At 40.3% G+C, this 24368-nt stretch carries 25 protein-coding genes; 17 read left to right on the top strand and 8 right to left on the bottom strand.

All coding sequences use genetic code 11. The features are described from left to right. The first annotated feature begins 6 nt into the window (after positions 1 to 6). Positions 7 to 1380, top strand: coding sequence for an ATP-binding protein (locus KOLE_RS10145; protein ID WP_015869331.1), 1374 nt, complete (start codon positions 7 to 9; stop codon positions 1378 to 1380). 30 nt (positions 1381 to 1410) lie between these two features. Here KOLE_RS10145 and KOLE_RS11540 read toward each other — a convergent pair whose 3' ends face one another. Beyond that, a complete protein-coding gene (locus KOLE_RS11540; RefSeq protein ID WP_148208040.1) occupies positions 1411 to 1650 on the bottom strand; it encodes an aminoglycoside 6-adenylyltransferase in 240 nt (79 codons plus the stop codon). Between the two features lie 583 nt (positions 1651 to 2233). Between KOLE_RS11540 and KOLE_RS11700 the strand changes: the two genes are divergently transcribed. Both KOLE_RS11700 and KOLE_RS10150 read left to right on the top strand, forming a co-directional pair. Beyond that, positions 2234 to 2596 (top strand): AAA family ATPase, encoded by a 363-nt coding sequence (locus KOLE_RS11700; RefSeq protein WP_201030072.1) that lies wholly within the window; start codon positions 2234 to 2236, stop codon positions 2594 to 2596. A gap of 63 nt (positions 2597 to 2659) precedes the next feature. Further along, a complete protein-coding gene (locus KOLE_RS10150; protein WP_202795096.1) occupies positions 2660 to 3601 on the top strand; it encodes an ATP-binding protein in 942 nt (313 codons plus the stop codon). A gap of 470 nt (positions 3602 to 4071) precedes the next feature. On the opposite strand, the gene murJ is transcribed toward KOLE_RS10150, so the two are convergent. Then, the gene (murJ, locus tag KOLE_RS10155) at positions 4072 to 5586 is read right to left on the bottom strand and encodes a murein biosynthesis integral membrane protein MurJ (RefSeq protein ID WP_015869332.1); all 1515 of its coding nucleotides are present in this window, start codon (positions 5584 to 5586) and stop codon (positions 4072 to 4074) included. Positions 5587 to 5725: 139 nt separating this feature from the next. On the opposite strand from murJ, the gene KOLE_RS10160 reads away from it, so the two are divergent. Further along, a complete protein-coding gene (locus KOLE_RS10160) occupies positions 5726 to 6142 on the top strand; it encodes a PPC domain-containing DNA-binding protein (RefSeq protein ID WP_015869333.1) in 417 nt (138 codons plus the stop codon). 2 nt (positions 6143 to 6144) lie between these two features. Here KOLE_RS10160 and KOLE_RS10165 read toward each other — a convergent pair whose 3' ends face one another. The 4 genes from KOLE_RS10165 to KOLE_RS11265 are packed head-to-tail and all read right to left on the bottom strand — an operon-like array spanning position 6145 to position 11418. Beyond that, the gene (locus KOLE_RS10165; protein ID WP_015869334.1) at positions 6145 to 7308 is read right to left on the bottom strand and encodes an MFS transporter; all 1164 of its coding nucleotides are present in this window, start codon (positions 7306 to 7308) and stop codon (positions 6145 to 6147) included. Between the two features lie 7 nt (positions 7309 to 7315). After that, positions 7316 to 7951, bottom strand: coding sequence for a hypothetical protein (locus tag KOLE_RS10170; RefSeq protein WP_015869335.1), 636 nt, complete (start codon positions 7949 to 7951; stop codon positions 7316 to 7318). A gap of 4 nt (positions 7952 to 7955) precedes the next feature. Next, the gene (locus KOLE_RS10175; protein WP_015869336.1) at positions 7956 to 8726 is read right to left on the bottom strand and encodes a class I SAM-dependent methyltransferase; all 771 of its coding nucleotides are present in this window, start codon (positions 8724 to 8726) and stop codon (positions 7956 to 7958) included. Further along, entirely contained in the window at positions 8719 to 11418 is a 2700-nt protein-coding gene (locus KOLE_RS11265; RefSeq protein WP_015869337.1) for a GGDEF domain-containing protein, read from the bottom strand. Before KOLE_RS11265 ends, KOLE_RS10175 begins: the two co-directional genes overlap by 8 nt. A gap of 269 nt (positions 11419 to 11687) precedes the next feature. On the opposite strand from KOLE_RS11265, the gene KOLE_RS10185 reads away from it, so the two are divergent. From KOLE_RS10185 to rapZ, 10 genes are all read left to right on the top strand, one after another. Continuing rightward, complete coding sequence (locus KOLE_RS10185) at positions 11688 to 13469, top strand: M3 family oligoendopeptidase (protein WP_015869338.1); 1782 nt, start codon at positions 11688 to 11690, stop codon at positions 13467 to 13469. A gap of 213 nt (positions 13470 to 13682) precedes the next feature. Next, positions 13683 to 15185, top strand: a complete 1503-nt coding sequence (gene dnaX, locus KOLE_RS10190) for a DNA polymerase III subunit gamma/tau (protein WP_041288743.1) — start codon at positions 13683 to 13685, stop codon at positions 15183 to 15185. Beyond that, positions 15178 to 15546 carry a YbaB/EbfC family nucleoid-associated protein gene (locus KOLE_RS10195; protein WP_015869340.1) on the top strand — a complete coding sequence of 123 codons (369 nt, stop codon included), beginning with the start codon at positions 15178 to 15180 and terminating at the stop codon, positions 15544 to 15546. Before dnaX ends, KOLE_RS10195 begins: the two co-directional genes overlap by 8 nt. Before the next feature lie 26 nt (positions 15547 to 15572). Then, entirely contained in the window at positions 15573 to 16568 is a 996-nt protein-coding gene (gap, locus tag KOLE_RS10200) for a type I glyceraldehyde-3-phosphate dehydrogenase (RefSeq protein ID WP_015869341.1), read from the top strand. A gap of 75 nt (positions 16569 to 16643) precedes the next feature. After that, the gene (locus tag KOLE_RS10205; protein WP_041289041.1) at positions 16644 to 17858 is read left to right on the top strand and encodes a phosphoglycerate kinase; all 1215 of its coding nucleotides are present in this window, start codon (positions 16644 to 16646) and stop codon (positions 17856 to 17858) included. 20 nt (positions 17859 to 17878) lie between these two features. Beyond that, a complete protein-coding gene (gene tpiA, locus KOLE_RS10210; protein ID WP_041289042.1) occupies positions 17879 to 18607 on the top strand; it encodes a triose-phosphate isomerase in 729 nt (242 codons plus the stop codon). A 95-nt stretch (positions 18608 to 18702) separates the two neighbouring features. After that, on the top strand, positions 18703 to 18957 hold the full coding sequence (locus tag KOLE_RS10215; RefSeq protein WP_015869344.1) for a hypothetical protein: 255 nt from the start codon (positions 18703 to 18705) through the stop codon (positions 18955 to 18957). After that, complete coding sequence (zapA, locus tag KOLE_RS10220; protein ID WP_015869345.1) at positions 18954 to 19241, top strand: cell division protein ZapA; 288 nt, start codon at positions 18954 to 18956, stop codon at positions 19239 to 19241. Before KOLE_RS10215 ends, zapA begins: the two co-directional genes overlap by 4 nt. Further along, complete coding sequence (gene murI, locus KOLE_RS10225) at positions 19216 to 20058, top strand: glutamate racemase (protein ID WP_420170101.1); 843 nt, start codon at positions 19216 to 19218, stop codon at positions 20056 to 20058. The genes zapA and murI overlap by 26 nt, the downstream gene beginning before the upstream one ends. A gap of 5 nt (positions 20059 to 20063) precedes the next feature. Then, positions 20064 to 20912, top strand: a complete 849-nt coding sequence (gene rapZ, locus KOLE_RS10230; protein WP_015869347.1) for an RNase adapter RapZ — start codon at positions 20064 to 20066, stop codon at positions 20910 to 20912. Here the strand turns inward: rapZ and KOLE_RS10235 are convergent. Together KOLE_RS10235 and KOLE_RS10240 are read right to left on the bottom strand one after the other, a co-directional pair. Then, positions 20906 to 21508 (bottom strand): transposase, encoded by a 603-nt coding sequence (locus KOLE_RS10235; RefSeq protein ID WP_012744960.1) that lies wholly within the window; start codon positions 21506 to 21508, stop codon positions 20906 to 20908. The two genes, rapZ and KOLE_RS10235, sit on opposite strands and share 7 nt — an antisense overlap. Continuing rightward, complete coding sequence (locus tag KOLE_RS10240; protein ID WP_012744961.1) at positions 21492 to 21872, bottom strand: hypothetical protein; 381 nt, start codon at positions 21870 to 21872, stop codon at positions 21492 to 21494. Before KOLE_RS10240 ends, KOLE_RS10235 begins: the two co-directional genes overlap by 17 nt. Before the next feature lie 135 nt (positions 21873 to 22007). On the opposite strand from KOLE_RS10240, the gene KOLE_RS10245 reads away from it, so the two are divergent. The 3 genes from KOLE_RS10245 to nrdR are packed head-to-tail and all read left to right on the top strand — an operon-like array spanning position 22008 to position 24368. Further along, positions 22008 to 22970 (top strand): gluconeogenesis factor YvcK family protein, encoded by a 963-nt coding sequence (locus KOLE_RS10245; RefSeq protein WP_015869348.1) that lies wholly within the window; start codon positions 22008 to 22010, stop codon positions 22968 to 22970. Further along, positions 22967 to 23911, top strand: coding sequence for a DNA-binding protein WhiA (gene whiA / locus KOLE_RS10250; RefSeq protein WP_015869349.1), 945 nt, complete (start codon positions 22967 to 22969; stop codon positions 23909 to 23911). The genes KOLE_RS10245 and whiA overlap by 4 nt, the downstream gene beginning before the upstream one ends. Continuing rightward, complete coding sequence (gene nrdR / locus KOLE_RS10255) at positions 23892 to 24368, top strand: transcriptional regulator NrdR (RefSeq protein WP_015869350.1); 477 nt, start codon at positions 23892 to 23894, stop codon at positions 24366 to 24368. The genes whiA and nrdR overlap by 20 nt, the downstream gene beginning before the upstream one ends.

A 24368-nucleotide genomic window follows, 5' to 3' on the forward strand; every position in this document is an offset into this window, starting at 1 on the left:
GATTGTATGTTTGTAGATAGAAAAGAAGAGTTCTCAGTTCTTGAAAGAGAATACAGGAAATCTTCTTCATTCGTTGTTTTATACGGAAGGAGACGAACCGGCAAGACCACTCTTATAGAAAGATTCATTGAAAACAAACCAGCTTTGTATTTCCTTGCAACGGAGGAACCTGAGGTTGTCCAGCGGAGAAGATTCCAGAGACTGCTCTTTGATTATACTGGTGATAGGGTACTTTCTAATTTTGACCAGCCACTGGACTGGGAGAGTCTGTTTTTGATGTTTTCAAGGCAAAAAGGAAAGAAAATACTTGTGATAGATGAGTTTCAGTATCTGGCTACTGTGAACCCAGCATTCCCGTCAGTTTTTCAAATGGTTTGGGATAGCTATTTGAAGGAATCCAATACTATGGTTATTCTCTGCGGTTCTCTTATAACCATGATGCTCAGTCAGGTTCTCAATTATTCAAGCCCGCTGTACGGTCGGCGCACCGCACAGATATTGCTCAAACCAATGAACTTTGAGATCTGTAGTGAATTCTTCGATTTCAGAGATAAGGAAAAGCTCCTTGAGTTTTATTCGATCACTGGAGGTATTCCCAAATACATAGAAGAGGCAAGAAGGTTTGAGGATCCTATCAAGTTCATCGTAGAGGCTGTTCTGAATAAGGACAGTTATCTGTACAGGGAGCCCTTTTTCCTTCTTGAAAAAGAAACGGACGCGGTAGGAACTTATATGTCAATAATAGCGCAGATCGCGGATGGAAAAAACAGGATAGGGGAAATAGCATCGGCGTTCAACAGTAATCCAAGCCATCTTACAAGATATCTTAAGGTGCTGAGAGATCTGGACTTCGTCGAACGGATGGTTCCGGTTACCGAGAAAAACCCTGAAAGGTCAAAGAAAGGTATTTATTTGATCAAGGACAGGTTCTTAAATTTCTGGTTCCACTATGTTTTTCCCTTTCTAGACTATCTGGAAATTCGAAAGATAGACCCAGCGTTAAAGAGTATCGAAAACACGTTCCGTTCCGTTCTGGTGCCACTTGTGTACGAAGACCTATGTAGGGAAGCCGCCTATACGATGGCAGCCAGGGGAGAATTACCCTTTGTTCCAGAAAAAATCGGAAAATGGTGGGATAGGAAGAATGATGTGGACATAGTGGGTATTTCAGAGGATAGAATAATCACCGGTGAATGCAAATTCACCTCGAATCCCATGGACACAAGGTCGCTCTATCTTCTTGAAAAACGTACCGATATGATCTCCCGGGGGAAGGAACCATTTTATATATTGTTTTCTAAAAGCGGGTTTACGTCAGAGCTTCAAGAGATAGCAAGAAAGAGGAATGACATCAAGCTCATAACTTTTCTACCAGACTGACAATGTAACGGTGAATTTGTCAAAAATCGGTTAAGAGAGGTCGTCTGCGTCTTTGTCTAAATTCTTGACTTTCTTCAGATAATCCATTACGTTTTTATCGAGGTCATAGAGATAAGTGTATTTAAGTTTTTCTCCAACAGTCATGGCTATTTTTCTGAATAAATCAGTGATTTTGAAACTAATAAATCTGCCCTGCGTTATGCAGGGCAGGTGTAAAGGTATCTTGGAAACAATAAAATGCGCTTCTTTTTTAATTAAATGTTCATTCAAAATAGACTAAGTTTAGTATGTAATTCTAAGGAATCAGAATTTTTAAAGATGAAATCTCTCATGCTTTACTGTCCACATATTCCGTAAAGTGTAACCCATAACATATCGATCACCAATTGCGGATTTGCCGGGTTAGATATATCTATCATCACCATAAAAAATAGGGACAGACTCCTTTTTTCGGTGTCTGTCCCTATTTTTGAAAGGGTAAGATTCTGGATAGAACATTTCCAAAATGACGAACAGGGAGATCTCGCCTTGCTAGCCCGACACTTGTTCCCTAACCTGTTATCCTGAACTTGATTCATGTTCTGCAAGGGTCTCTCTATACCCCATACGCTCTTGGATTCTCGATTCTTACGTACAACCTACAACGTGTAACCCGCAACGTGTTATATTCTCGGATTCTCGGGTCTCGGACTCTCGGATTTTATACAGTATGCTGTGCCTTATAAATAGCCGATAACAATAATGTGCATGCCCTTCCCTTATATTTTGGAGAAAACCGGTTGATGCGATAAAGTATGAATGCAAATTTAGTAAATATACATTTAGTAAATTTCGACAAAGAGTGGTGACGGTTGTGATCAATAGAAAAACCGAAAAAGCTTTTATTCAGAAGAAGATGAATTCAAAAAAGGCAGAACTTTTGGTTTTATATGGTAGAAGGCGGGTTGGGAAGACCTACCTTCTTGAGAATTCTTTCGATTCCCCTCTTTTCTTCACAGCAGATCTTTCCAGCCCCAGGCAGCTTATGAATAATTTTATGGATCCTTTAAGGGAAATCCTCAATCTCCCGGATAGTTTGAGAATTTCCAACTGGGATGAGTTTTTTCAGTTTCTTGCTAATGCAGTAAGAACCTTGAAAACCAAACAAGCAATCATCTTTGACGAGTTTCAATATATCTCCCAGAAAGACGATTCCTTTCTCTCTATATTTCAATGATGGTGGGATAAAGAATTTTCAAAACTACCGGTAGTTATTGTTCTATGTGGTTCATATGTTGGAATGATTGAAAAGATAGCCCTCTCTGTAAATAGTCCAATCTATGGGAGAAGAACAGGACAGTACTTGGTGTCTCCCATGAATTTCTTTGATGCTTCTTTGTTTCTCGAAAAGATGGATATTGAAAGCAGGATCAAAACGTATTCAGTCTCAGGTGGAATTCCTCTTTATTTAAATGAGTTTAGTGATTATTCTAATTTCTCCAAGGCGTTAAAAGAAAAGGTTCTTAGCGCTGGTGAATTTTTGTTGGAAGAGGGAAGGTTCTTAACTCTCGAAGAATTTTCAAGGGACCCAGCTACATATTTCGATATTCTCAAGGCAGTTGCAAACGGACGAACTAAGCCAAAAGAGATTTCTGATTTAACTGAAATACCTTACAAAGGACTAGGTACTTACCTCGCAAAATTGTTGGATTTGAAGTTGTTAAGGAAAGAATTTCCATTTTCTTTGAAAAAACCCCGAAGGACACCACTTTATTTTATCGATGATGGATACCTAAGATTTTATTTCAAATTTCTGTATCCTCACAAAGAACTTATTTACCGGGGAAGAAGCGACTACTTAATGAAAATAATATCGAAAGCGCTTCCACAGTTTGTTTCCTTCACTTTTGAAAAAATCGCAAAGCAGTATCTGGAAAAAATAGTTAAACCTGAAAAGATAGGAAGATGGTGGCGAAAAGACGAAGAAATAGATATCGTAGCCACCTGTGGGAATACTTTAGTAGTTTGCGAGGTTAAATGGACTAACAAGCCTGTTGGAAGCAGTGTATTGGACAACCTTCAAAGAAAAGCGGGATTACTTCAGGAAGACATAGGGAAGAATTTTGAAAAGGTGATCTATTATCTTTTCTCGAAATCTGGATTCGTTGGCATAAAATCACTGGATAATTTGGTTCTGGTAGATCTTGGGGGTATTGATTCGAGACCAGAGAAACAAGACTAAAGACTCGAGAGGGCTCTTTACAGTTGATACGCGCCTTTGGCGGAATAGGATCCGAGAACGGAGATTCGAGAGGCTATGATTTATAGATCCTGAATCAAGTTCAGGATGATAAACCAGGTATGCGAAGCGGTCAGCTTTCGAAGCGCAAGGAGCATGCTCTGACGTTGGGAGCGACTGCGTCACTGATATAAAGAACAGTTCACAGCATTACAACAGCAGTACCTTGCCACATACCGCTATTTTCAAAAAGCATGTAAAGAACAAGATTCTGGATTAAAGATTTCCAGAATGACAGTCTTTTTCAACCACGAAGGGGTTCGAGACAACCACGAAGTGGTTCGGAACAACTCCGAAGGAGTTCGTTACAATCCCGAAGGGATTCGTATCTGTTGCGAAGCAACTTTCTCGGCTCTCACCTACTATGTCAAGTCAAGGAGACAGACTCTCGGATTCTGGTGTTCTTATCTTGTTTACCCTCGCGTTTTTCTCCCGATCAAAAACTTCATGAATCCTTCGAGCTCTTTCACTCCTAATAGCTTCGCCAAAAGCATGAAGATTGCTGTACCTGCCACTATTTCGATTAAGCTGGAGAGAGTGGAGAAAGGCAGAAGAGCTTTCAGAAGCACCAGCACAAAAACCATTCCAGATGTGCAAATGGCAATTTTAAGTGTTTCCCTGATGTAGCCGCTTTCGTAGCCTATTTTTTTGAATATCCCAAACGAGACGATCATCGCTCCAAGTATTCCCGCGATGGTTGTTGCCCAAGCGATTCCCACAGGTCCTATAGTAAGCCCCAGGATGATATCCAGCAGGATATTTGTACCCGCCATTATCATTGCTACTATTGAAGGAAATCTGGGATTTTTCCTTGCGTAGTGAGCCCTCGAAAAAATGCCGAAGATACCGTAAAAGGGCATTCCAACAGCATAAGCTCTCAAGATTCGTGAGGTGTTCAGGGTATCCTCGAAGGTGAATTTCCCTCTCTGGAATAGAAGGGCAACAATTTCTTTTGAAAGGATCATCAAGCCGATTGTTGCCGGGATAACAAAGAACATCAGGGTTCCGAAGGCTTCCCACAGGATCTTTTTAAAATCTTCCCGTTCGTTGTCTCCCGCGAACTTCGAAAGTTCTGCTAGAGAGACAGTTGCCACAGCTACCGCGAACATTCCCAAAGGAAGTTGGTAAAGCCTCATAGCATATTGGAGGCTTGATACCGCTCCACTTCCCAGTTCTGTTGCTACTCTCGTGTCAACCAGCGAATTGAGCTGGGTGATTGCAGGAGAAATCATGGCGATCAGAAACATTAAACTGAATTCTCTGGCGCTTTCTTTATCGAACGTTAATGTGAACCTGAATCCTCTCTTCGAAGAAGCGATTATCAATACCGTAAGTTGAGCTACACCACCAATAATGAAGCCAATCGTTGGTCCCAGGATTGGAGGGTTGAGATATCTGGATAGAACGATTCCTGTAATGGTAGAAATATTTATAAATGCAGGGGACAGAGCGGCAATGAAATAAAAGTTGAGACTGTTCAGTATCCCGTAAAAAACGCTCCAGGTTGAAATCAACAAGACAAAGGGAAAAGTGATTTTCATGAGCTTTGCTGTGAGTTCGATTACCTCGGGCTCGAATCCTCCGGCAAAAGTAACGGATATAGGTTCCGAGAAAAAAATCCCAATGAGAGAGATTGCCCCGGTAATGGAAACGACCAGAATCAGAATAGTGGAAGCAAATTTAAAGGCCTCTACTAAAGACTTTTTTTTCTTTTCAGCGAAAAGCGGAACAAACACCATTGAGAGAGCACCTTCGGCGAAGATTTTCCTGAGAAAAAAAGGTATTAAAATCGCCACGAGATAGGCATCATATTGGCTGGAGGTGCCAAAGTAACCCGCAAAAAAGGCGTCGCGGAGTAATCCAGTGATTCTTGAAATCATGGTGGCAAGTGCAAATGCCAGCGTTCCTTTTATTATACTTTGATTCATTAATCACTTCCTCCATTGGTTTACAAAGCTTCTACATGGTCAAGTATAACCGAAAAAGAAGGTTATTGGAAATTTAACCAGAGAATTGGTATGGTAAGATTTTTGAAGCATGACAATCAGATTGTCTGGGGGGATGAGAATGATTTATAGGGAAGATGAGAGGATTCTTTTTATCCGTATGGATGATGGAGAGAACTTTGTAGAGAATCTGGAAAAAGTTCTACGGGAGGCAGGTGTGACTTCTGGCGTCATAATCAGTGGCGTTGGGATGCTCAGAGATTTAGAAATAGGTTGGTTTAATGTTGAAAAGATGGTGTATGAAAAAGAGCAAATTTCCGTACCTCATGAATTGGTAAGCATATCTGGAAATATATCACTTTTGGAAGGTAATCCTTTTCCTCATATGCATGTTTCCCATGCGGGACCTTCAAGAGCTCTCAGTGGTGGCCATTTGTTTTCCGGGATAGTGTGCAATACAGTAGAGCTTTTTATCTTAAAAGCACCCTTGCTCGAACTTAAAAGAGTTGCTAGTAAAGGATTTAAAGCTCTGGAATAGGTTCAGCTTTTTTGAATTCGGAGATGAATTAACAGGGTAACGAATATCTCCGCAACTATTAGCATGAGGACGATTAGTATTCCCTTTTCCAATCCAAAATGTTTTCCAGCAAAACCTACCATATAACTCGACGCAGCGGCTCCGAGGGACGCTGCTATACTGAAGGTGCTCACATTGAAACTAGATCTCTCTGGCCTTTGCGAGATTAGTATCGCTTGAAGTGTTGGAAACATAGCAGAGAATCCAAGTCCTATAAGGAAGGTGAAAAGACCGAGTATTATCGGAGCTTTTGTCAGGAGCATTGCAACAAAGGTAATGCATGAAAAAGACGACAGCAATAAAAGGCTACGACTGTAGCCGAGTTTTTCAACGGTGATACCGGCTACCAAACGACCGGCAAGAAGACCCATCCAGAGTAAGGCAGGAAAAATACTGGAGAACCTTAACGATACGTCTCTGACATCAAAGAGATACGCGGCAACCCATGAAGAAAAACCAACTTCATAACCTACATAAAGAAAAACGCCGGATAGGACGAGCCAGTACAGTGTCCGTTCTTTTTTATCTGTAATGCTATTTGGATTTCTTGTTTCACGGTTTTCCGAGTAGAGAAACGGTATTTTGATTGTTGGAAATGATAAGAACAATGTGAAAGCTGTTATTGCTGCTCCGATGAAAAATGGGATATTCCAATTTTTCACATTCTTTAAGGTAAGGGCAACAACAAATGGTGATATAACCGCACCAAGTGAAAAGAGTGAATGGAGCACGTTCAACACACTGCCGGTACGTTTTTTAAATAGGGCTGCCACACCAACACCAGCGTTGACTTCTATGAGACTGTTACCGAATGTAGTGATAAAACTTGCGATTAAGAGCAGGATAAACGTTGGTGAAAGTCCTGTAAGAAGATATCCGATAGTGTTTGTCATAATAGCGATCATGAGCATTTTAAATGGACCAAATCTTGGAGTCAATTTTATACTCAATATAGCAGCTATTATAAAAAAAACTGATGGCAGGGAAAGTAAAAGTCCTGCCATTTGATGATCTATATCAAAAAAGATTTCAATTGCCGGTAAAACGCTACCAAGGGCTATCGCGGTGAAACCAAAAGAAAAGAATCCACCAGAAGCTGCTAGAGTGAATAAGCTTTTTTCTCTCATTTACTTATTATTCTCCAGGAATGTAAAGATTGAATTCTTCTGAAATATCTGTAACCTCGATAGAAGGCATTTTAACCAGTTTTCCGCTGTTAAATCCATAAAAAATCAAATAAACGGAGTCGGGTTTAGCGACTCTTATATATGCATCTTTTGAGAGGGTTATGGTGTATGTAGTTTCAAGTTCCGGTGGTTTGAAATAGAAAAATTTTTCCTGTGATAAACCTGGAGAGAAGATTTTCTGATAAGTGTATTTTGTTTCATTTTTATTCATTTTGAAACCAATCCAGACATCATCTTTCCCGGTTACGAATATTCTAAAGTACGGTCTATCCGGTGTTTTTTGGAGTTCGGTAAAAAGAGCATCCAGGTCATTTTCGAAGCTTTCCAGAAATTCACTGGCAATAATGAATTTTTCTACCAAACCACCACCGGTAATAATTGATTTTAAGGAATCAACCTCATTTTCTACTCGTGTAGTGAACTCAGAATATGAGCTATTGAGTTGCTTATTTAACTCATCGATTTTTATTCTAAGTTCTTCTGCTGTTTTTAAAGCGGCCAGCGAAAGTATGAAAGCTACAATTGCAGCCATGATAATAAACATACCTAAAAAGGTTGCCAGTGAAACGCTCTTTTTTGCCATTCTTTTACTCCTTTCGTGCGCAGAAAAAAAGGTGTTCAGCACGACCAAAAAGTTCTTTCCTTCGGCAAAACTCAAGTTCCCATTGTACTATTCTATCAAGATTTCGCGCCAATTTCTCCTCTGAATAAGGTGCAAAAACCACAAGCGCAGCTATATCAATTAATTGCATTGAAGCATTCTTGACTAATTTCTCTATATCTTCTGGAAAGTATGGACGAGTATAGAAGTGCTTTTCACTTACGCTGCTATCACCTATTGGAACCTTTCGTTCTCGTTCAATGAACCGCCGAGCATTGTAAGTCTCTCCCTGGGAGATAAAATCATGTAAAAAGGCATAAGCGTTATCAACAGTCGCTAATAGTTTGCCTCTATTTTTTAGAACCCTTTTGATTTCTTCCAGAACTTTCTCTGGAGATTTAGCATAAGACAAAACATCACCCATGGCAAGAACGAAATCAAAGGTGTTGGATTCGAAAGGGAGGGCTTCACCTGAAGCCTTCGTGAATTTTATGTTTACACCGTAAAGTTTGGCTTTTTCTTCGGCGACTTTCAACATTTTCTCTGCTGGATCCACGGCTATAATTTCCATTCCTTTATCAGCTAATTCGATCGCCCATCGGCCTGTTCCAGTGCCGAGGTCAAGGATTTTTCCGTTTACTTGATGTTCGTTAATGAGTTTCCTGACAATTTCGTGGTATAAGACCCAGTAAGGTTCTTCGTACATATAATCATATCTGCTGGCTACATCATCATAATATTCCCAGGATTCATTCATTTGATCCACCCACAACGCGATTTTTTCCAAGTTTTTTGGCTAAATAACAACGCTGGTCAGCACAGAATAAAAGATCTGCGGCATTATTAATGTGTGGCGCCGGGTAGGAGGCCACACCAAAGCTGGCAGTGACATCTTTCAGTGATTCCTTGTTTGCCTCAATAAGTTCCTTAAGCCTTTCTGCTACTCTGACAGCATCCCGGTGTTTCGCGTATGGAAGAAGGATTATAAATTCTTCACCACCATATCTACCCACTATGTCCATCTCTCTTGCGCCTTTTAAAAGTATTTTAGCGATTTTCTTCAGAATTTCGTCTCCAACGATGTGGCCATGCGAATCGTTGACTACTTTGAAGTTATCCAGGTCACACATTATGACTGAGAATTCTTCGCCGAAACGCTTTGAACGAGCAAATTCCTCTTCAAGGCGTGATTCGAAGTACCACCTGGTGTAAAGACCTGTGAGAGCATCTTTCGTTGCCATCGTATATCTCATATAGTTACGGAAGACAAGTGTAAGCAAAGGCTCCAGGTATCCCATCAGCCTATTGAACTTTTCGATCTCTTTCATAGATGCTTTGTTGTAGGGATTGTATATTTCAATCCTGGCATTAGCCTCGAAATCTATATCGAATTCGTACGATACATAAAATGGATACTGCGAATATCTCGATTCCATAGGTGGTATTTTATCACTTCCAATTTCCTTCGTCATGTTTTCCAGCCAATCAAACTTTGTTCTGACGGATGTAATCGGAAAGTGATTCTGTATGAATTCCGAAAAGACGTTCATTATCTCTTCAAGACTATTACATTCTCCAAAAGCGGCCATCAAACTTATAAAGCTGTTGAGTGTCCAGAGAACCTCGTGATAATTTTCTTGATTGATAGGTATCTGAGATTTCTTGTTGGTATCGGAAAATAGTTTTTCTAGAACCAAGACAGAATCAATAAAGACGTCCTCATGCAGATGTTTATTTTTTATTTCCCGTGCTTTTGTATTTATTCCTTGAAGTGTGAAATAAATAGAGGCTTTCTTAAAATACTGCTTAGCGAGGAAAAGTTTTCCTATTCTTTTTGAAGCAATAGCTAGTGCGTAGTATATTTGAGCTAAAGATACATGTGAAACAAGCTTAGAAACTATTCGTATTCTTTCTTTGCATTCTTTGACAAAATCTTCGTAATTCTCTTTGTCCACAAAAAAAGCGGTTGTTTGAAGTGTCTCCTCAATGTAGAGCTTCATTTCTTTTATTTTGCTTCTGAAAACATCATAACCCCGTTTTTCGTCTTCTAACAAAGCCTGAGTGATCTCCAAAAAAAGTAATTCATTGTGATTCAAATGTTTTTTCATTTTTCTCAGGCTTTCAATTTCTTTTTCTATATTTTGAAAATCTCCCCATATAACCTTTATGAGAAATTCGAACAACATGGTCCTACTTAGCAGGCTGCTATACATTGGTTCGGAAAAGGTTTTCAGATCCTCCAACACTTCAATTTTCAGCTTTTCGAAGCCATCATAATCATCGTTATAAACAGCTACAAGCATTTTTAAGTGTTTATATCTTACAAGAATTTCCGGATTTTCTATTTTTTTGGTAATTTCGGTTAGTTCGGAAAGTATCTCTTGAAACTCTTTTTGTTTTCCATAGAAGAAGTAGCTTTGTGCCAGATTTATTCCTATGAATGCTGAAGTAAAAAGATCTTCGTTGTTCTTTGCAAGTTTCATTGCTTTCTCCTGTATCTCCTGTGCAAAGTTCGGGGCTATGGCATCGTAATAAATGCTGAGGTTGTTGTAAAGCCTTGGGAGCATAAAATTCAGTTCGAACTTCTCTGCTATTTTTGTGGCTTTATGAAGATATTCTTTGAATCCTTCAAATTTCTGCTTTGAAATGAAATAAGTTGCTATTCTATTATAAGCGGAAGCTTTTAACCTGGCTGTTCCATAAGTAGTGGAAGGAAGAGAAGCAGCAAAGTCGGATAGTTTTTTCAAATTTTCTTCATCCGATGATATTTCGCATTCGGATTCGAGGATAAAATACTTCAAAACCATACGTTCATAATCGCTCAGATGTTTGCTGCTTTGCAATTTTTGCTTAATTATGTTTTTGATTTTGTCAGGTGGATAGTTTTTTTGAAGCACCCTTATGAAATCAAATGGGTTGACGTGGTAACTTCCATCAATCCACTTTAGAATCGTTTCTTGATTCAACGGAGAAGGTTTTTCAGTTCTGTCCTGTAGATAAAGTTCAATACTGTCCAATGCCCATAGCTTTCTTTTTGAAAGCTTTTTTATGATATTTTTTCTTAGCAGAAGACGTTGGTAGTTTGTACCACGGTGTATGTCTTCCCTCGATTTCCACAACAAAAAGAATATAAATTTATCGCTACTCAAACCGCTTTCTTTATAATGGAAGAGAATCCCCTCTTCTAATTCCCGCAATAATGCAAGTTGCAAATGCGTATCCTGGTTTACGTTTAACGAGTTGTAGATTTTTTTCCAAAAAGAGCGATCTTTGAAAGAGTACAATCCGTCATGGGTTTCTAAAATTCCTTCACGCAACATAATAGATAGGCCTCTGGTGGCTTCATTTGAATTCATGCCCAAGACCTTGCAAGATGAGAGCAGTTCGTTTTTTGTGAATTTTTTTCCTAGTGGAGATACTTTCTTTGAAAACACGATCCCTTCATTCATAGCAACGCCCCTTTACTAGTTACGTTGCATAACAATCTACTCGAATTTGATTCTGCCAGTTCTTGATAAATTAATTTTACCATTAAATTATCTTTTCAAGAAATCTTTCATGATCGATGATTCACGCTATTTGTGTTCTTTTGCAGTCGTGATGGTGGTTTCTAATCAAACACATCAGAAAAAGGAATATTTATTCATGATAGAATTTTATAGCATAATTTCAGACATTTATTTTAAAGAATTGTGAGAAAACCCAATTGGAGGTGCGCATGACAATGGATGTAAACGATGTAAAATGGGATCTCAGTAAGCTTTATAAGGGCCCAGAAGCTGCTGAACTGGCTGAGGATATCGAGTATGTAAAAAAACATTCACAAAGGATTTCCAGAAAATTTGAGGGAAGGATTAATGAACTTTCAACCGAAGAATTCGCTGAGCTTTTTACTGATGTTGAGAAAATTTACGAAATCACCGGAAAAATGATGATGTACGCTTATCTTTTTCTTTCCGGGGATACCTCTAACCCCGAAGCGAACAAGCTTTTCTCCAAGATTCAGGATGTTGCTTCAGAAGTTGAGAACAACCTTGTTTCTCTGAAACTCGAATTAGCCAGGATGCCAAATGAACTCTTCGAAAAACAGTTCAAAATGCCTCAATTGAAAGATTATGCCCATTTTGTTCAAAAGCAGCGTGAAGCAAGAAAGTACTTTCTGTCGGAAGCTGAAGAAAAGCTGATAAACATCAAGAACCTTACTGGTAGAGAAGCTTTTGTGAAGCTCTATACCGAGTTTACAAGTTCCTTTAGATATGAAATAGAAATAGACGGCGAGAAAAAGCTTTTTACCCGTAGCGAAGTGGATACTTTGAAAAGGCATCCTGACCCGGAGATAAGAAAGAAAGCCTTCGAGGTTCTCCTTACCAAATTAAAGGAAAACGAGATAGTTCTTACCAATATATATAACTCCATAGTTAAAGACTGGGTCGTGGAATCAAAGAAGAGGAAATACCCTTCTCCCATAAGTCCACGAAACGTTGGAAATGAAATTTCAGATGAAGTAGTCAAATCTCTCATTGAGGTTACAACAGAAAACAATAAGCTTGTACATGCATATTATCGCCTTAAAGCAAAGATAATGAAGAAGGATAAACTGAAGCACAGTGATATTTATGCCCCCCTTGAAACCACCGAGAAGAACTACACCTGGAAGGAAGCAAAGGATCTAGTTTTGAAGGTGATGGGAGAATTTGATCCGAAAGTCGAGGAGATCATAAGGGAATTCTTCGAAGGTGAATACATACACGCTCCTGTCCTTCCTAACAAACGTTCCGGTGCCTTTTGTTATTACGTAGGTCCAAACGTTCATCCGTATGTGATGGTGAATTTTACAGGAAAACAAGACGATGTGTTGACTCTTGCCCACGAGTTAGGGCATGGATTGCATGGAGTTCTCTCTCAAACACAAAATCTTCTCAATTATCATACACCGTTGACTATGGCAGAGGTAGCATCTGTTTTCTCTGAAATGTTGATGATTGACTATATCCTCAATAATATGACAAACAAGGATGAGAAAATAGCTTTTATCGCTTCACAGCTAGAAGGGATGTTTGCCACGATGAATCGTCAGAACATGTTCACCAGATTTGAGCTTAAAGCCCACGAAAAAATAGAAAAGCAGTACCAAACATTTGATGAACTCTCCAGCATTTATTTCGAAGAACTCAAAAATATGTTCGGCGATTCCATCGATTATTTTGATTTCAGCGGTTACGAGTGGGCGGGAATTCCACATATGTTCCACACTCCGTTCTATTGTTATGCGTATGATTTCGCTCAACTTATGGTCGTGGCGCTTTATGAAAAATATCTTGAGGAAGGAGAACCCTTCAAGAAAAAATATCTAGAACTTCTTTCCAGTGGAGGTTCTGATAAACCCGAGAGGTTGCTTGAAAAAGTAGGAGTTGATCTTTCCGATCCAGCGTTCTGGCAGAAAGGATTTGATTTTATCAACCGTCGTTTCTTAAAAGAGCTTCAAGATCTAGTATCCTAATGGTGGGCATAATGCCCACCATTTTTTATAAGATCCTGAGTTTGTGTTTTTATAGTGACCTATATTACTTTGGGTCTGCTAACAATATTTCGGGACTAATAGTTGCGGGGGAAGTTAGTTAATAATTTCACAAATAACTGGAAAGGGGAACTTTACGAAGATATCGGACAATTTCGCGGCAATTTGGTATAATTTTGAGGGTTGGTGATTTTTATGGCTGAAGTTCTTTATAGAAAATACAGACCGAAAAAGTTCGAAGAAATAGTTGGTCAGGATCAAGTAAAGATTGTACTAAAAAAAGCGATTGAGAATCAGAGTATCGCTCATGCTTATATCTTTTTTGGTCCGAGGGGTACAGGGAAAACAACCACTGCGAGAATCCTTGCGAAGGCTCTCAACTGTCTTTCACATGACGATAAACCTTGTGGAAAATGTGAATCCTGCATTGCTGTAGACAATAATTCCCACATGGACGTTATCGAGATCGATGCGGCTTCGTATAGAGGTATCGATGAAATTCGAAAGATCAGGGACGCAGCGTCTTATAGACCCACCATGGGACATTACAAAGTTTACATCGTGGATGAATTTCACATGCTTACAAGGGAAGCTTTCAATGCCCTGCTCAAGACTCTGGAAGAACCGCCAGAACACATTGTGTTTATCTTGGCTACGACAAATCTTGAGAAGGTTCCCGAAACGATTCTTTCAAGGTGTCAGGTGTTTACTTTCAAACCTCTTTCAGAGGGTCAGATAGTAGAATATCTTCAGAGGATCCTGAAAGAAGAAAAGAAAACATATACTGTTGAAGCGCTCAAAATCATCGCGAAAGCGGCAAAAGGTGGTATGCGAGACGCTGTTAATCTTTTGGAACGTGCTCTTGTGTTTGGCGAGAAGATAGAAGAAGATAATGTTAAAAACATTCTGGGAATTCTACCTGAAGAATATCTCAAAAGTTATCTTGTCGCAATTCTTAATGGAGATAGTGATGAAATCATTGCGTTGTCTGAGAATATTGAGCGTCTTGGATATTCTCATGACTCGGTAATTCGGCAATCTATCGAGCTTACAAAAGATATGATTAGCAGGCGCGAACTTGAATTTGAACGCGGTGTGAAACTCATAGAAAAGCTATGGGAAGTAAATAGAGAAATGAGATATTCAGAAAACAAAAAACTCACTTTTGAGGTTCTTAGTTTAACCACCCTGGCCGCTATGAATGTCCCCTCAGTTTCTGTTGAACCCGCTAAAGCAGTGAATGCGGTTGTAAAAGAAGAGGTTAAGAAAAGTAATGAAGAAAAAGAGGTGGAGCCCATTACGACTGACATAGATGTTTCGAAGAAATCTGAAAAAGTCGATAGTAAATTCAAAGAATTTTTTGAAACTATCTATGAAGAAGGACATGTGCTGATCTGGGTTCTCTTGAACCTTGCCACAATTAAAGAGGAAGATGATGTCTTTGCTTTATCTTTTGCTCTCAACGATCTTTTTGCCCGGGAACTGGCAAAAGAACATATTGAAACGATTTCCGAATTGATGAAGATGCGACTGGGAAAACCAGCGAAGATAAACGACAATGATATTGTAGAATCGAGTGACATATTGAAAAAACTGAATCCAGATGAAAAGGCGTACGTGAAAAGAATTCTGACACTCTTTGAGGGTCTTGATGCAAAGGATGTAAAAATTGAAATAGAGGAGGAGGGTAATGGCTAAGAAATTCAGAGGACTTGGCGGAAGAAATTTTGGTGGTTCCTCAAAAAAGGCTGGAAACATCTCTGAACTCTTAAAGCAAGCTCAAAAAGCTCAGGAAGAGATGCAAAAACTGGAGGAAAGTTTTAAAACAATGGAGGTTACAGCATCTGTCGGTGGTGGGGCTGTTCTTGTCACAGCAACATGCGATTATCGTATAAAATCTATAGAAATCGATGAAGACCTCAAAGATGAAGATTTTGAGGTGCTCCAGGATCTGATCATTGCGGGTGTTAACGAAGCTCTTGAAGAAGTGGGAAAGAAAAGAGAAGAAGAATCAGGAAAAATAAGTTCTATGCTGAATTTACCGGATAAAATGCTCTAACAAGCTTATTTTAGGAGGTGCTAAAGATGAAAGTCGCGATTAACGGTTTTGGAAGAATTGGGAGATTGGTGTTCAGAGAGATGGTAAAGCGCGGAAACTTTGATGTTGTAGCAATCAACGACCTTACAGACGCAAAGACACTGGCACACCTGCTCAAATACGATAGTGTTCACGGCAAATTTGATGGAACAGTGGAAGCAAAAGATTCAGCGATAGTAGTCAATGGAAAAGAGATCAAGATCTTTGCTGAAAAGAATCCCGGTAATCTTCCCTGGAAGGATCTTGGAGTTGACATTGTTATTGAATCAACGGGTGTCTTTAGAAACAAAGAAAAGGCCATGCCACATATCGAAGCCGGTGCCAAAAAAGTCATTATAACAGCTCCCGCTAAGGGCGAAGTTGATGCTACAGTGGTTCTTGGTGTCAACGACGAAGTTCTGAAGCCTGAACATCAGGTGATCTCGAATGCCTCCTGTACAACGAATTCCATTGCACCGGTTATAAAGGTTCTTCATGAAAAATTCAAGGTTTTGAGTGGATTCCTCACAACGGTTCATGCATATACGAACGATCAGAGAATTCTTGATCTTCCGCATAAGGATCTCAGAAGAGCAAGAGCTGCCGCTGCAAACACAATTCCAACAACAACTGGCGCTGCCAAAGCCGTTGGAGTAGTTATTCCCGAACTCAAGGGGAAACTCGATGGTATGGCTATCAGGGTTCCTGTTCCTGATGGTTCAATAACTGACCTTACGGTTGTTGTTGAGAAAGAAACAACTGTTGATGAAGTTAACGCCGTTATGAAAGAAGCAAGTGAAACCTATCTGAAGGGTATCCTTGGATATAACGAAGAACCTATTGTGAGTGGTGATATTGTTGGAACTTCATTCTCTGGAATCTTCGACGCAACACTTACAATGGTCAAAGGAAATCTGGTAAAAATCGCATCCTGGTACGATAACGAATACGGTTACAGCTGCAGAGTTGTTGATCTGGTCGAAAAGCTCGAGGCAATGCTTTGAGCTTAAATATAAACCGGGGCCCCTGAATGCTGGGGCCCTTTTTGACAGATTTACGTTAAGGGAGGGATAGAAATGCTGAAGAAACTTACAGTAAAGGATGTGGATCTGAAGGATAAAAAGGTACTGTTGCGGGTTGACTTCAATGTTCCTATAGATAAAGAAACCGGTGAAGTTGCCGATGATACACGCATAAAGGCCGCATTGCCAACAATAAAATATGTTCTTGAAAATGGTGGAAAAGCCATTCTCGTATCTCACCTTGGACGCCCAAAAGGCAAGAAGGATCCAAAATATAGTTTAAAACCGGTGGCTAAGAGATTGGAACAACTCCTTGGAAGAACCGTTAGCTTTGTAGATGACTGCATCGGTGAAGGTGCAAAGAAGGTTATAGAGGCTATGAAAGAAGGGGAAGTTGTCTTACTAGAAAATGTTCGTTTCTACCCCGAAGAAAAGAAAAATGATCCGGAATTCGCAGAAAAATTGGCTTCTCTTGCCGATATCCATGTGAACGACGCTTTCGGTACCGCTCATAGGGCGCATGCTTCAAACGTTGGTGTTGCACAATACTTGACAAGTGTTGCTGGTTTTTTAATGGAAAAGGAAATCGCGATGCTTGGCAAAGCCGTTGCCAATCCGGAACACCCTTATGTGGTTATACTTGGAGGAGCGAAGGTTTCAGATAAGATAGGTGTTATCACCAACCTGTTGAAGAAGGCTGACAGAATATTGATCGGTGGTGCCATGATGTTCACATTCCTGAAGGCACTTGGAAAACAGGTTGGCGATTCACTTGTTGAGGAAGATAAGCTCGAACTGGCCAAGGAGATTATGGAAGAAGCTAGCAAACGGGGTGTAGAGTTTGTTTTACCGATTGATACTGTCATAGCGAAGGAAATCGAAGCCGGTGCTGAGAGCAAAGTTGTGAGAATTGATGATGGTATTCCCGAAGGTTGGAAAGGCCTGGACATAGGCCCTGAGACGATAGAACTCTTTAAGAGTAAACTCAAAGGTGCAAAAACGGTTGTGTGGAATGGGCCCATGGGTGTCTTTGAAATTGATGATTTTGCCAAAGGAACGGAAGAGATCGCAAAAGCTCTCGCAGAACTGGAAGACGCAACAACCATCGTTGGCGGAGGCGATAGCGCGGCTGCGATAAATAAATTCAATCTTGCAGATAAGGTCAGCCATGTTTCTACCGGTGGTGGAGCTTCCCTGGAAATGCTGGAAGGTAAGGAACTTCCTGGCATAGCCAGTATTGCAGACGCTGATGAAAAAAAAAACGACGGGTGATGGTTGCTGGTAACTGGAAGATGAACAAATCCCCCACGGAAGCTAAACTTTTTGCCGGTTTGCTAGCTTCAAAGATTGGAAAAGAAACGGTTATGGATATTGTCGTTTTCCCACCGGCAATAGATATACCCTTTGTTGTTGATGTACTAAAAGACACCAATATTGGCGTGGGAGTTCAGAATGTTCACCCGAAAGAAAAGGGAGCTTTCACAGGAGAGACCTCGTTGCTGATGGTTAAAGATCTCAGTGTAGAATATGTTCTTGTTGGTCATTCTGAGCGCAGACATATATTTGGAGAAAGTGATGAGTTCATCAATGAAAAGGTAAAAGCGGTATTATCCGCGGGTTTGAGGCCTGTTTTATGTGTTGGTGAAACATTGGAAGAACGTGAAAAGGGACTTACTAAAAATGTACTTGAACGTCAGATAAGGCTTGGACTTTTTGGTTTAGAGAAAGAGGATGTTGTTAATACAGTAATAGCATATGAACCAGTATGGGCAATTGGAACAGGTGTTGTGGCCACCCCGGAACAGGCGGAGGAAGCAATGGCTTTCATAAGATCGCTGCTCGGGGAGCTTTACGGTATGGAAACTGCTGAAAATGTACGAATACTTTATGGCGGTAGTATAAAACCAGAGAATTTTGATGCACTTATACGCCTTAAGAACGTGGATGGAGGGCTCGTGGGCGGCGCGAGTCTCAAAGAAAGTTTTATAGAATTAGTTGAAATCGCGAAGCGTTACGTATAGGAAAAATGGATTTTCTTTTGAAGCCGTCCTCAGCGGACGGCTTTTCTGTCTGTAGATGATGAAAATGCTATAATTCTTCACAGGGGGTGAAAAGTATGAGCTTACATGAAGAACTTGAACTTGTAATTGACAAAATGGTTGAGGAATTCAACAAACTGAAAAAGGAGAACGAGCAGCTCTGGAGTCAGCTGGAGGCCCTTGAGAAAGAGAAAGACGAGCTGGAAAGCAAGGTTCGTGAGCTTGAACTAAAAATCCGGACGGATAATGAAGTCATCGGTTCGCTGGTAGAAAGAATTCGTAAGAACCTTTCCGGACAGAATTTTTCACAACAGGAGGAAAAAATTGAATGAAAAGACCTGTTGTTTTAAAGCTGGGTGAGAAAGAGTTTCAGTTTTTAACAACTGAACCACCCGAAATCGTTGATAAAGTGTTTGAAGAAATTCAACAGGAATATGCTTTGCTGGAAAAAGAAGTTGAAAAAGCTGGCTTTGAAAGAATTCTTGTGGCGCTTCTGGTAAATGTCACCAACGATCTTGTGAAAACACAGAATGAATTACGCAGGCTAAAGGAAAAATACGATAGCGTTCTCGATGAATATTACAAAGGACGTGGAAGAGTTGATAGGAAAGGTTGATATTGGAATCTTCGATTCGGGTATTGGGGGCATCACGGTTCTGCGAGAATTAATGAAATCCGTGCCAACCGGCGTAAGATTTCATTATTTTGGCGATACTGCGAGAGTGCCGTACGGCTCCAAACCACCTTCCGAGATAAAAAAGTATGTGCACCAGGTTTTTGATTTCTTTCGAAGCCTTTCGGTTGAGGCAATAGTGACGGCCTGCAATACCTCTGACTCTATTCTCTCAAAAGAGGAGAAAAAGAGTCTCGAGGTACCTTTTTTTAGTATCATAGATCCTGTGACTGAAGCATTGAAGAATGATCTTCCTATCAATTCTTCGGTGGCAATTATCGGTACGCGAAATACAATCAAACGTTCCCTTTACCTGAAGAAATTAATAGGAAGCGATAACATATGTCGAATATCCCAGAAGGCGTGTCCCCTCTTTGTTCCACTTGTAGAGGAAGGGGTATGGGAAGGAACGCTTGCAGAGACAATCGTCAGGTATTATCTGAGAGGAATCAAGAGGTTCGCACCGGATTACCTGATACTCGGTTGCACCCACTATCCCTTCCTTTTGAAGCCCATAAAAACCTATCTGGGAGAGGATGTTAAGGTTGTTGATCCAGCTGAATACGTTGCCAGAGAGTTTAAAGCATGGATTGAAAATCAGCAAAACGATGTTGATTCTACCGTGGTGTTTTATGTTACAGGTGAGGTTGTGTCTTTCACTGAATCTTTGAAAATGATGGGATTTGATAACGCAAAGATAGACAGCGTGAAACATGTAGATATTTCCTCGCTTGAAGAAGCTCTGTGGCAGACGAGGTGAATTTAATGATAACAAGAAATCTGATAATCATCACCGGTATGTCCGGAGCCGGAAAGTCTTCTGCGCTTAGTTTTCTCGAAGATCTTGGCTTGTTTTGCGTTGACAACGTTCCACAAACGGTATTTATGGAACTTGTAGAGATGCTCAGAGATTCTAAGATAGATAGCCTTGCTATTGTGATGGATGTCCGTTCCATTTCAAAGTTTGGTCAGATCGGAAAATTGATAGATAAATTGCGAAACATGAAGGATATAAACACAAAACTCATATTTCTTGATGCTGATGACGATGTTCTGGTCTATAGGTATCGCAAGACCAGGCGTGCACACCCTCTTCAAAAACAATATCCCCTTGAAGAGGCGATAAAAGTAGAAAGGGGAATGCTTTCGGAATTAATGAAATTGTCTGATGTTGTGATAAATACCTCCAACATGGAAATACAGGAGATGAGGAACCGTATCCTCCAGGTATTGGAGAAAATTAACAGTGAACTTCCTCCGATACGGGTGATTGTTGAAAGTTTCAGCTTTGGTGCAGGTATTCCACTTGATGCGAATCTTGTTTTTGACGTGAGATTTCTACCCAACCCGTATTATATTAAAGAGCTATCAGGATTAACAGGGTTGGATAAAGAAATAGAGGAGTTTATCGAGTCTTTCGAAAGTTTTTCAAAGTACTTCGAGAATTTGCTTGGCGTTTGTAAAATTACCATAGAACAATTTCTGAGAACCGGTCGTAATCAGTTGAAGATAGCCGTAGGCTGTACTGGTGGAAGGCATAGATCTGTATATGTCGCGCAGAAACTCTATCAGGCTTTGAAAGAAGATAAAATAGGGTGTCTCAAAAATCAGTAACAGCCAATAATATCAGCCACCTTTCTGTGAGGACGGCTGTTCAAGATATTGAACATAACACAAAGATTGTATGCCAATATGGCCAAACCCAATACCGCATCATAATTCCTGTTTCTCACATACCAAATGTATTCCAGATTGAAATATTCTTGTAGAATGTTAATCGTTCTCTCTATCTCCCAACGGTTTTTATACTTCTCCGCATATATTTGCCTCAATTGAATGCCCAGCCAACGAGCCTGACACTGTTTTTCCAGTGATACACCTTTCCTTTTGTTTGTGTCTATTACTGGTATCATGCTACTACAATCGAATATATAACGGTATATCTGTTGCGAATCATATGCGCTGTCTGCGAGGAAATACTTATATCCCTGGCCAGAATCTATTTGTGCCTTTGCCACCGTCGAATCGTGTACAGCTGCTGGCGTTGTCATCCAATCTTGAATCAATAGGTTCTGTGCATCCAAACTCATATGTACCTTTCTTCCGTATTCCCAGCCTTTTGTCGTCTTTGTCCAACTGGATTGGGGGTCTTTGTATTTCCCTGTCCTTCTTCGTCTTTGTGCTGTATGGGTTTTACAAGTCTTGGTCACGAAAGGAATCCACCACCAACTCAATCCTTTCAAGTCCTTCTATATCCAAAAAGAGGTTTACAACATCTTTGTTTATCCTGTGAAGAGGCAATTCTCTTACTCTCCTGGATATAGTCTGGAATGGTGGTATGTTTTTCAAGTCCAAGAGTTCCATGTATTTGGGATTCTTTTCTAAAAAGTTCTTTGCCCCACGATATGAGACATCGCATAGCTTCAATAAAATGGAAAGTTTCAAGATGCTCTTGTCAGAATAAGCCTTTCTTCTACCTCTGCCTTGTTTGTTAACGAAGTTAGAAGGCAAAAGCTTGTCTAACTGCTCAATAATCTTTACAATATCGCTTTTTGTGAGTTCTTGTGGTACCATTTATTTGGGCCTCCTTTCTTGTTTTGGGCTATTTCAATGGTACCACCATTGGAACTTGGGAGGCCCGCTTTTTTTCGTGACACCCTAAGAAGATAAAAAACTAAAATTGAAACTTAACCACAGGGAGCTTCTGATATGAAACGCATAGTTGTTATAGGTGGCGGAACAGGGATCAGTACCGTCGGCAGGGCACTGAAATCGCTGCCCTTTAATTTGACATTTATCGTTACAATAACCGATGATGGTGGTAGCTCCGGGTTACTGAGAAGAGATTTATCAATTCCACCACCCGGAGATATAAGAAACAACCTGATAGCACTGGCAGATGATGAAGAACTTTTAACAAAGATTTTTTCTTTCAGGTTTCGGTCTCCTGAACTGAAAAACCATTCACTGGGGAATCTAATAATTGCGGGATTAACAGAATTGCTTGGAAGTTTTCCCGAAGCCGTTGCTGCAGCATCGCGTTTGTTAAAGATCAATGGTACCGTATTGCCTGTGGCCGATGGTCTGGTACATCTAATTGGAAGGCTTGCAAATGGGGAACACGTTGTTGGAGAAACAGAAGTATCCAGACATGGAAAAGAGATAATAGAACTTATGCTGGATCCAGAGATTGAAGCATTGCCTCAAGTTCTGGAGGCAATAGGAGCAGCGGATGCTATCTTTATCGGCCCGGGAAGTCTTTTGACGAGCATAGTTCCAAATTTTCTGGTAAAAGGAGTTAAAGAGGTCCTGCAGAGTTCCAATGCTCCGAAGGTTTTTATAGCTAATCTCGTTACCCAGCCTGGTGAAACGGACGGTTTTTCATTGAGAAAACATGTGGAAATTGTTGAGAAGTATTCAGGAATAAAACTGGATAAGATATACTGGACTGACGTTAGTAAATTTACCGGAAAAACCCTAAAAAGGTACATCGGGAAAGGGTATTTCCCTGTGATCAATGATATGAAAGAAGACCCTCGTACCGTAGAATTACCTGGGGTTGAGGAAAGATTGATTGTTGATAACAGACGCAAGAAGGTTCTAAGGCACTCGCAGAAGGATATCTTGTTTATAGCGAGGGATTTAAAACTTGTGGAGGAATGTCAAGAATGAGTTTCTCTGAGAATGTTAAAGAAGAATTGTATCATCTTCCTTTGGAAGATAGTGCCGAAGCTAAAGCTGAGTTCTTCGGCTTCGTAAAATCAAGAGGAGCACTCAGGATACGTTCAAACAACACCTTTCTGGTCATACCTTTGGGATCGATATCGAGTCTGAAACGCCTTTATCTGTTGAGCAAGTTTCTTGACCTTTCTCTTTTTGAAACGCAGGTAAAGGAAACCCTGAGATTCAAACATGTTCGTGGCGGAGAAATAATCTATCGTTTTTCGGATGTAGAAAAGCTCTTAAAGATGGCAAAAATATCGATTACCGGTGATTCTCTACCACCTCTGGTTAAAAAGGATCCCGTGTATTTTGGAGCCTTTGTCAGGGGATTGTTTCTAGCTGGCGGCTCCATTGTAGATCCCTCTAAGGGGTATCATCTCGAAGTAATACTCGATACAACGAGAGAGTTTGTCGAAAGATTGAAAGCGCACCTATGGAGCGCTTTCAACATAAAGTCCGGGATAGTTACCGTGAGAAATCATTTCAAGCTCTACCTAAAAAGCTCTAGAGACATCATCGAGCTTTTATCTCTTATGGGGGCTTTCCGTGTTGTCGCTGTTTTACAGAAAGCTGTGGAGGTTCGCCAGATACGAAGTGATGTTAGCAGGACACTGAACTTTCTTACTGCAAACGCGAATAAATCCGGTCAGGCGATGGCCAGGCAGGTAAAAGCTATTCGGCTTATAGAAGAAAAGATTGGATTGGATAGATTGCCCGAAGACCTGAGAAAAATTGCAGAACTCAGGTTAGAGTATGAGGATTTGAGTTTGCGCGAACTTGGCGAACTTATGGATCCTCCCATGAGTAAGTCGGCTGTTTATAATAGGTTCAAAAAGATAATCAAAATCGCGGAGTCGCTGGGGGGATTAGATGAAATGCCCGTTTTGTAACAGCGAAGAAACGAGAGTAATCGATACACGACTCACAGATGACGGTCATGTTGTTCGTAGACGAAGAGAGTGTGAGCATTGTGGAGGACGATTCACAACTTACGAACGTTTTGAACAAAAACCGATTTTTGTGGTAAAAAAAGGTGGTCAACGCGAAAGATTTGATAGAAATAAAGTTTTGAATGGTATTTTGAAAGCCTGTGAAAAGAGACCTGTTTCCATAGAAGAAATAGAGAACATGTCAAGCGAGATCGAGCAGGAGGTCTTGCGATCCGGCAAGGCTGAAATTAGCTCGAAGGAAATAGGTGAGATGGTTATGGAAAAATTGAAAAGAAAAGATCGTGTTGCGTACGTCAGGTTTGCATCAGTTTACAAAGAATTCAGAGATTTGGACCATTTCATGGATATAATAAGGGAGCTAAAGGACGAACTGAAGAAGCGCGACAGGAGGGATTAA

It is taken from the genome of Kosmotoga olearia TBF 19.5.1 (genome assembly GCF_000023325.1).
GTDB classification, from domain to species: Bacteria; Thermotogota; Thermotogae; order Petrotogales; family Kosmotogaceae; genus Kosmotoga; species Kosmotoga olearia.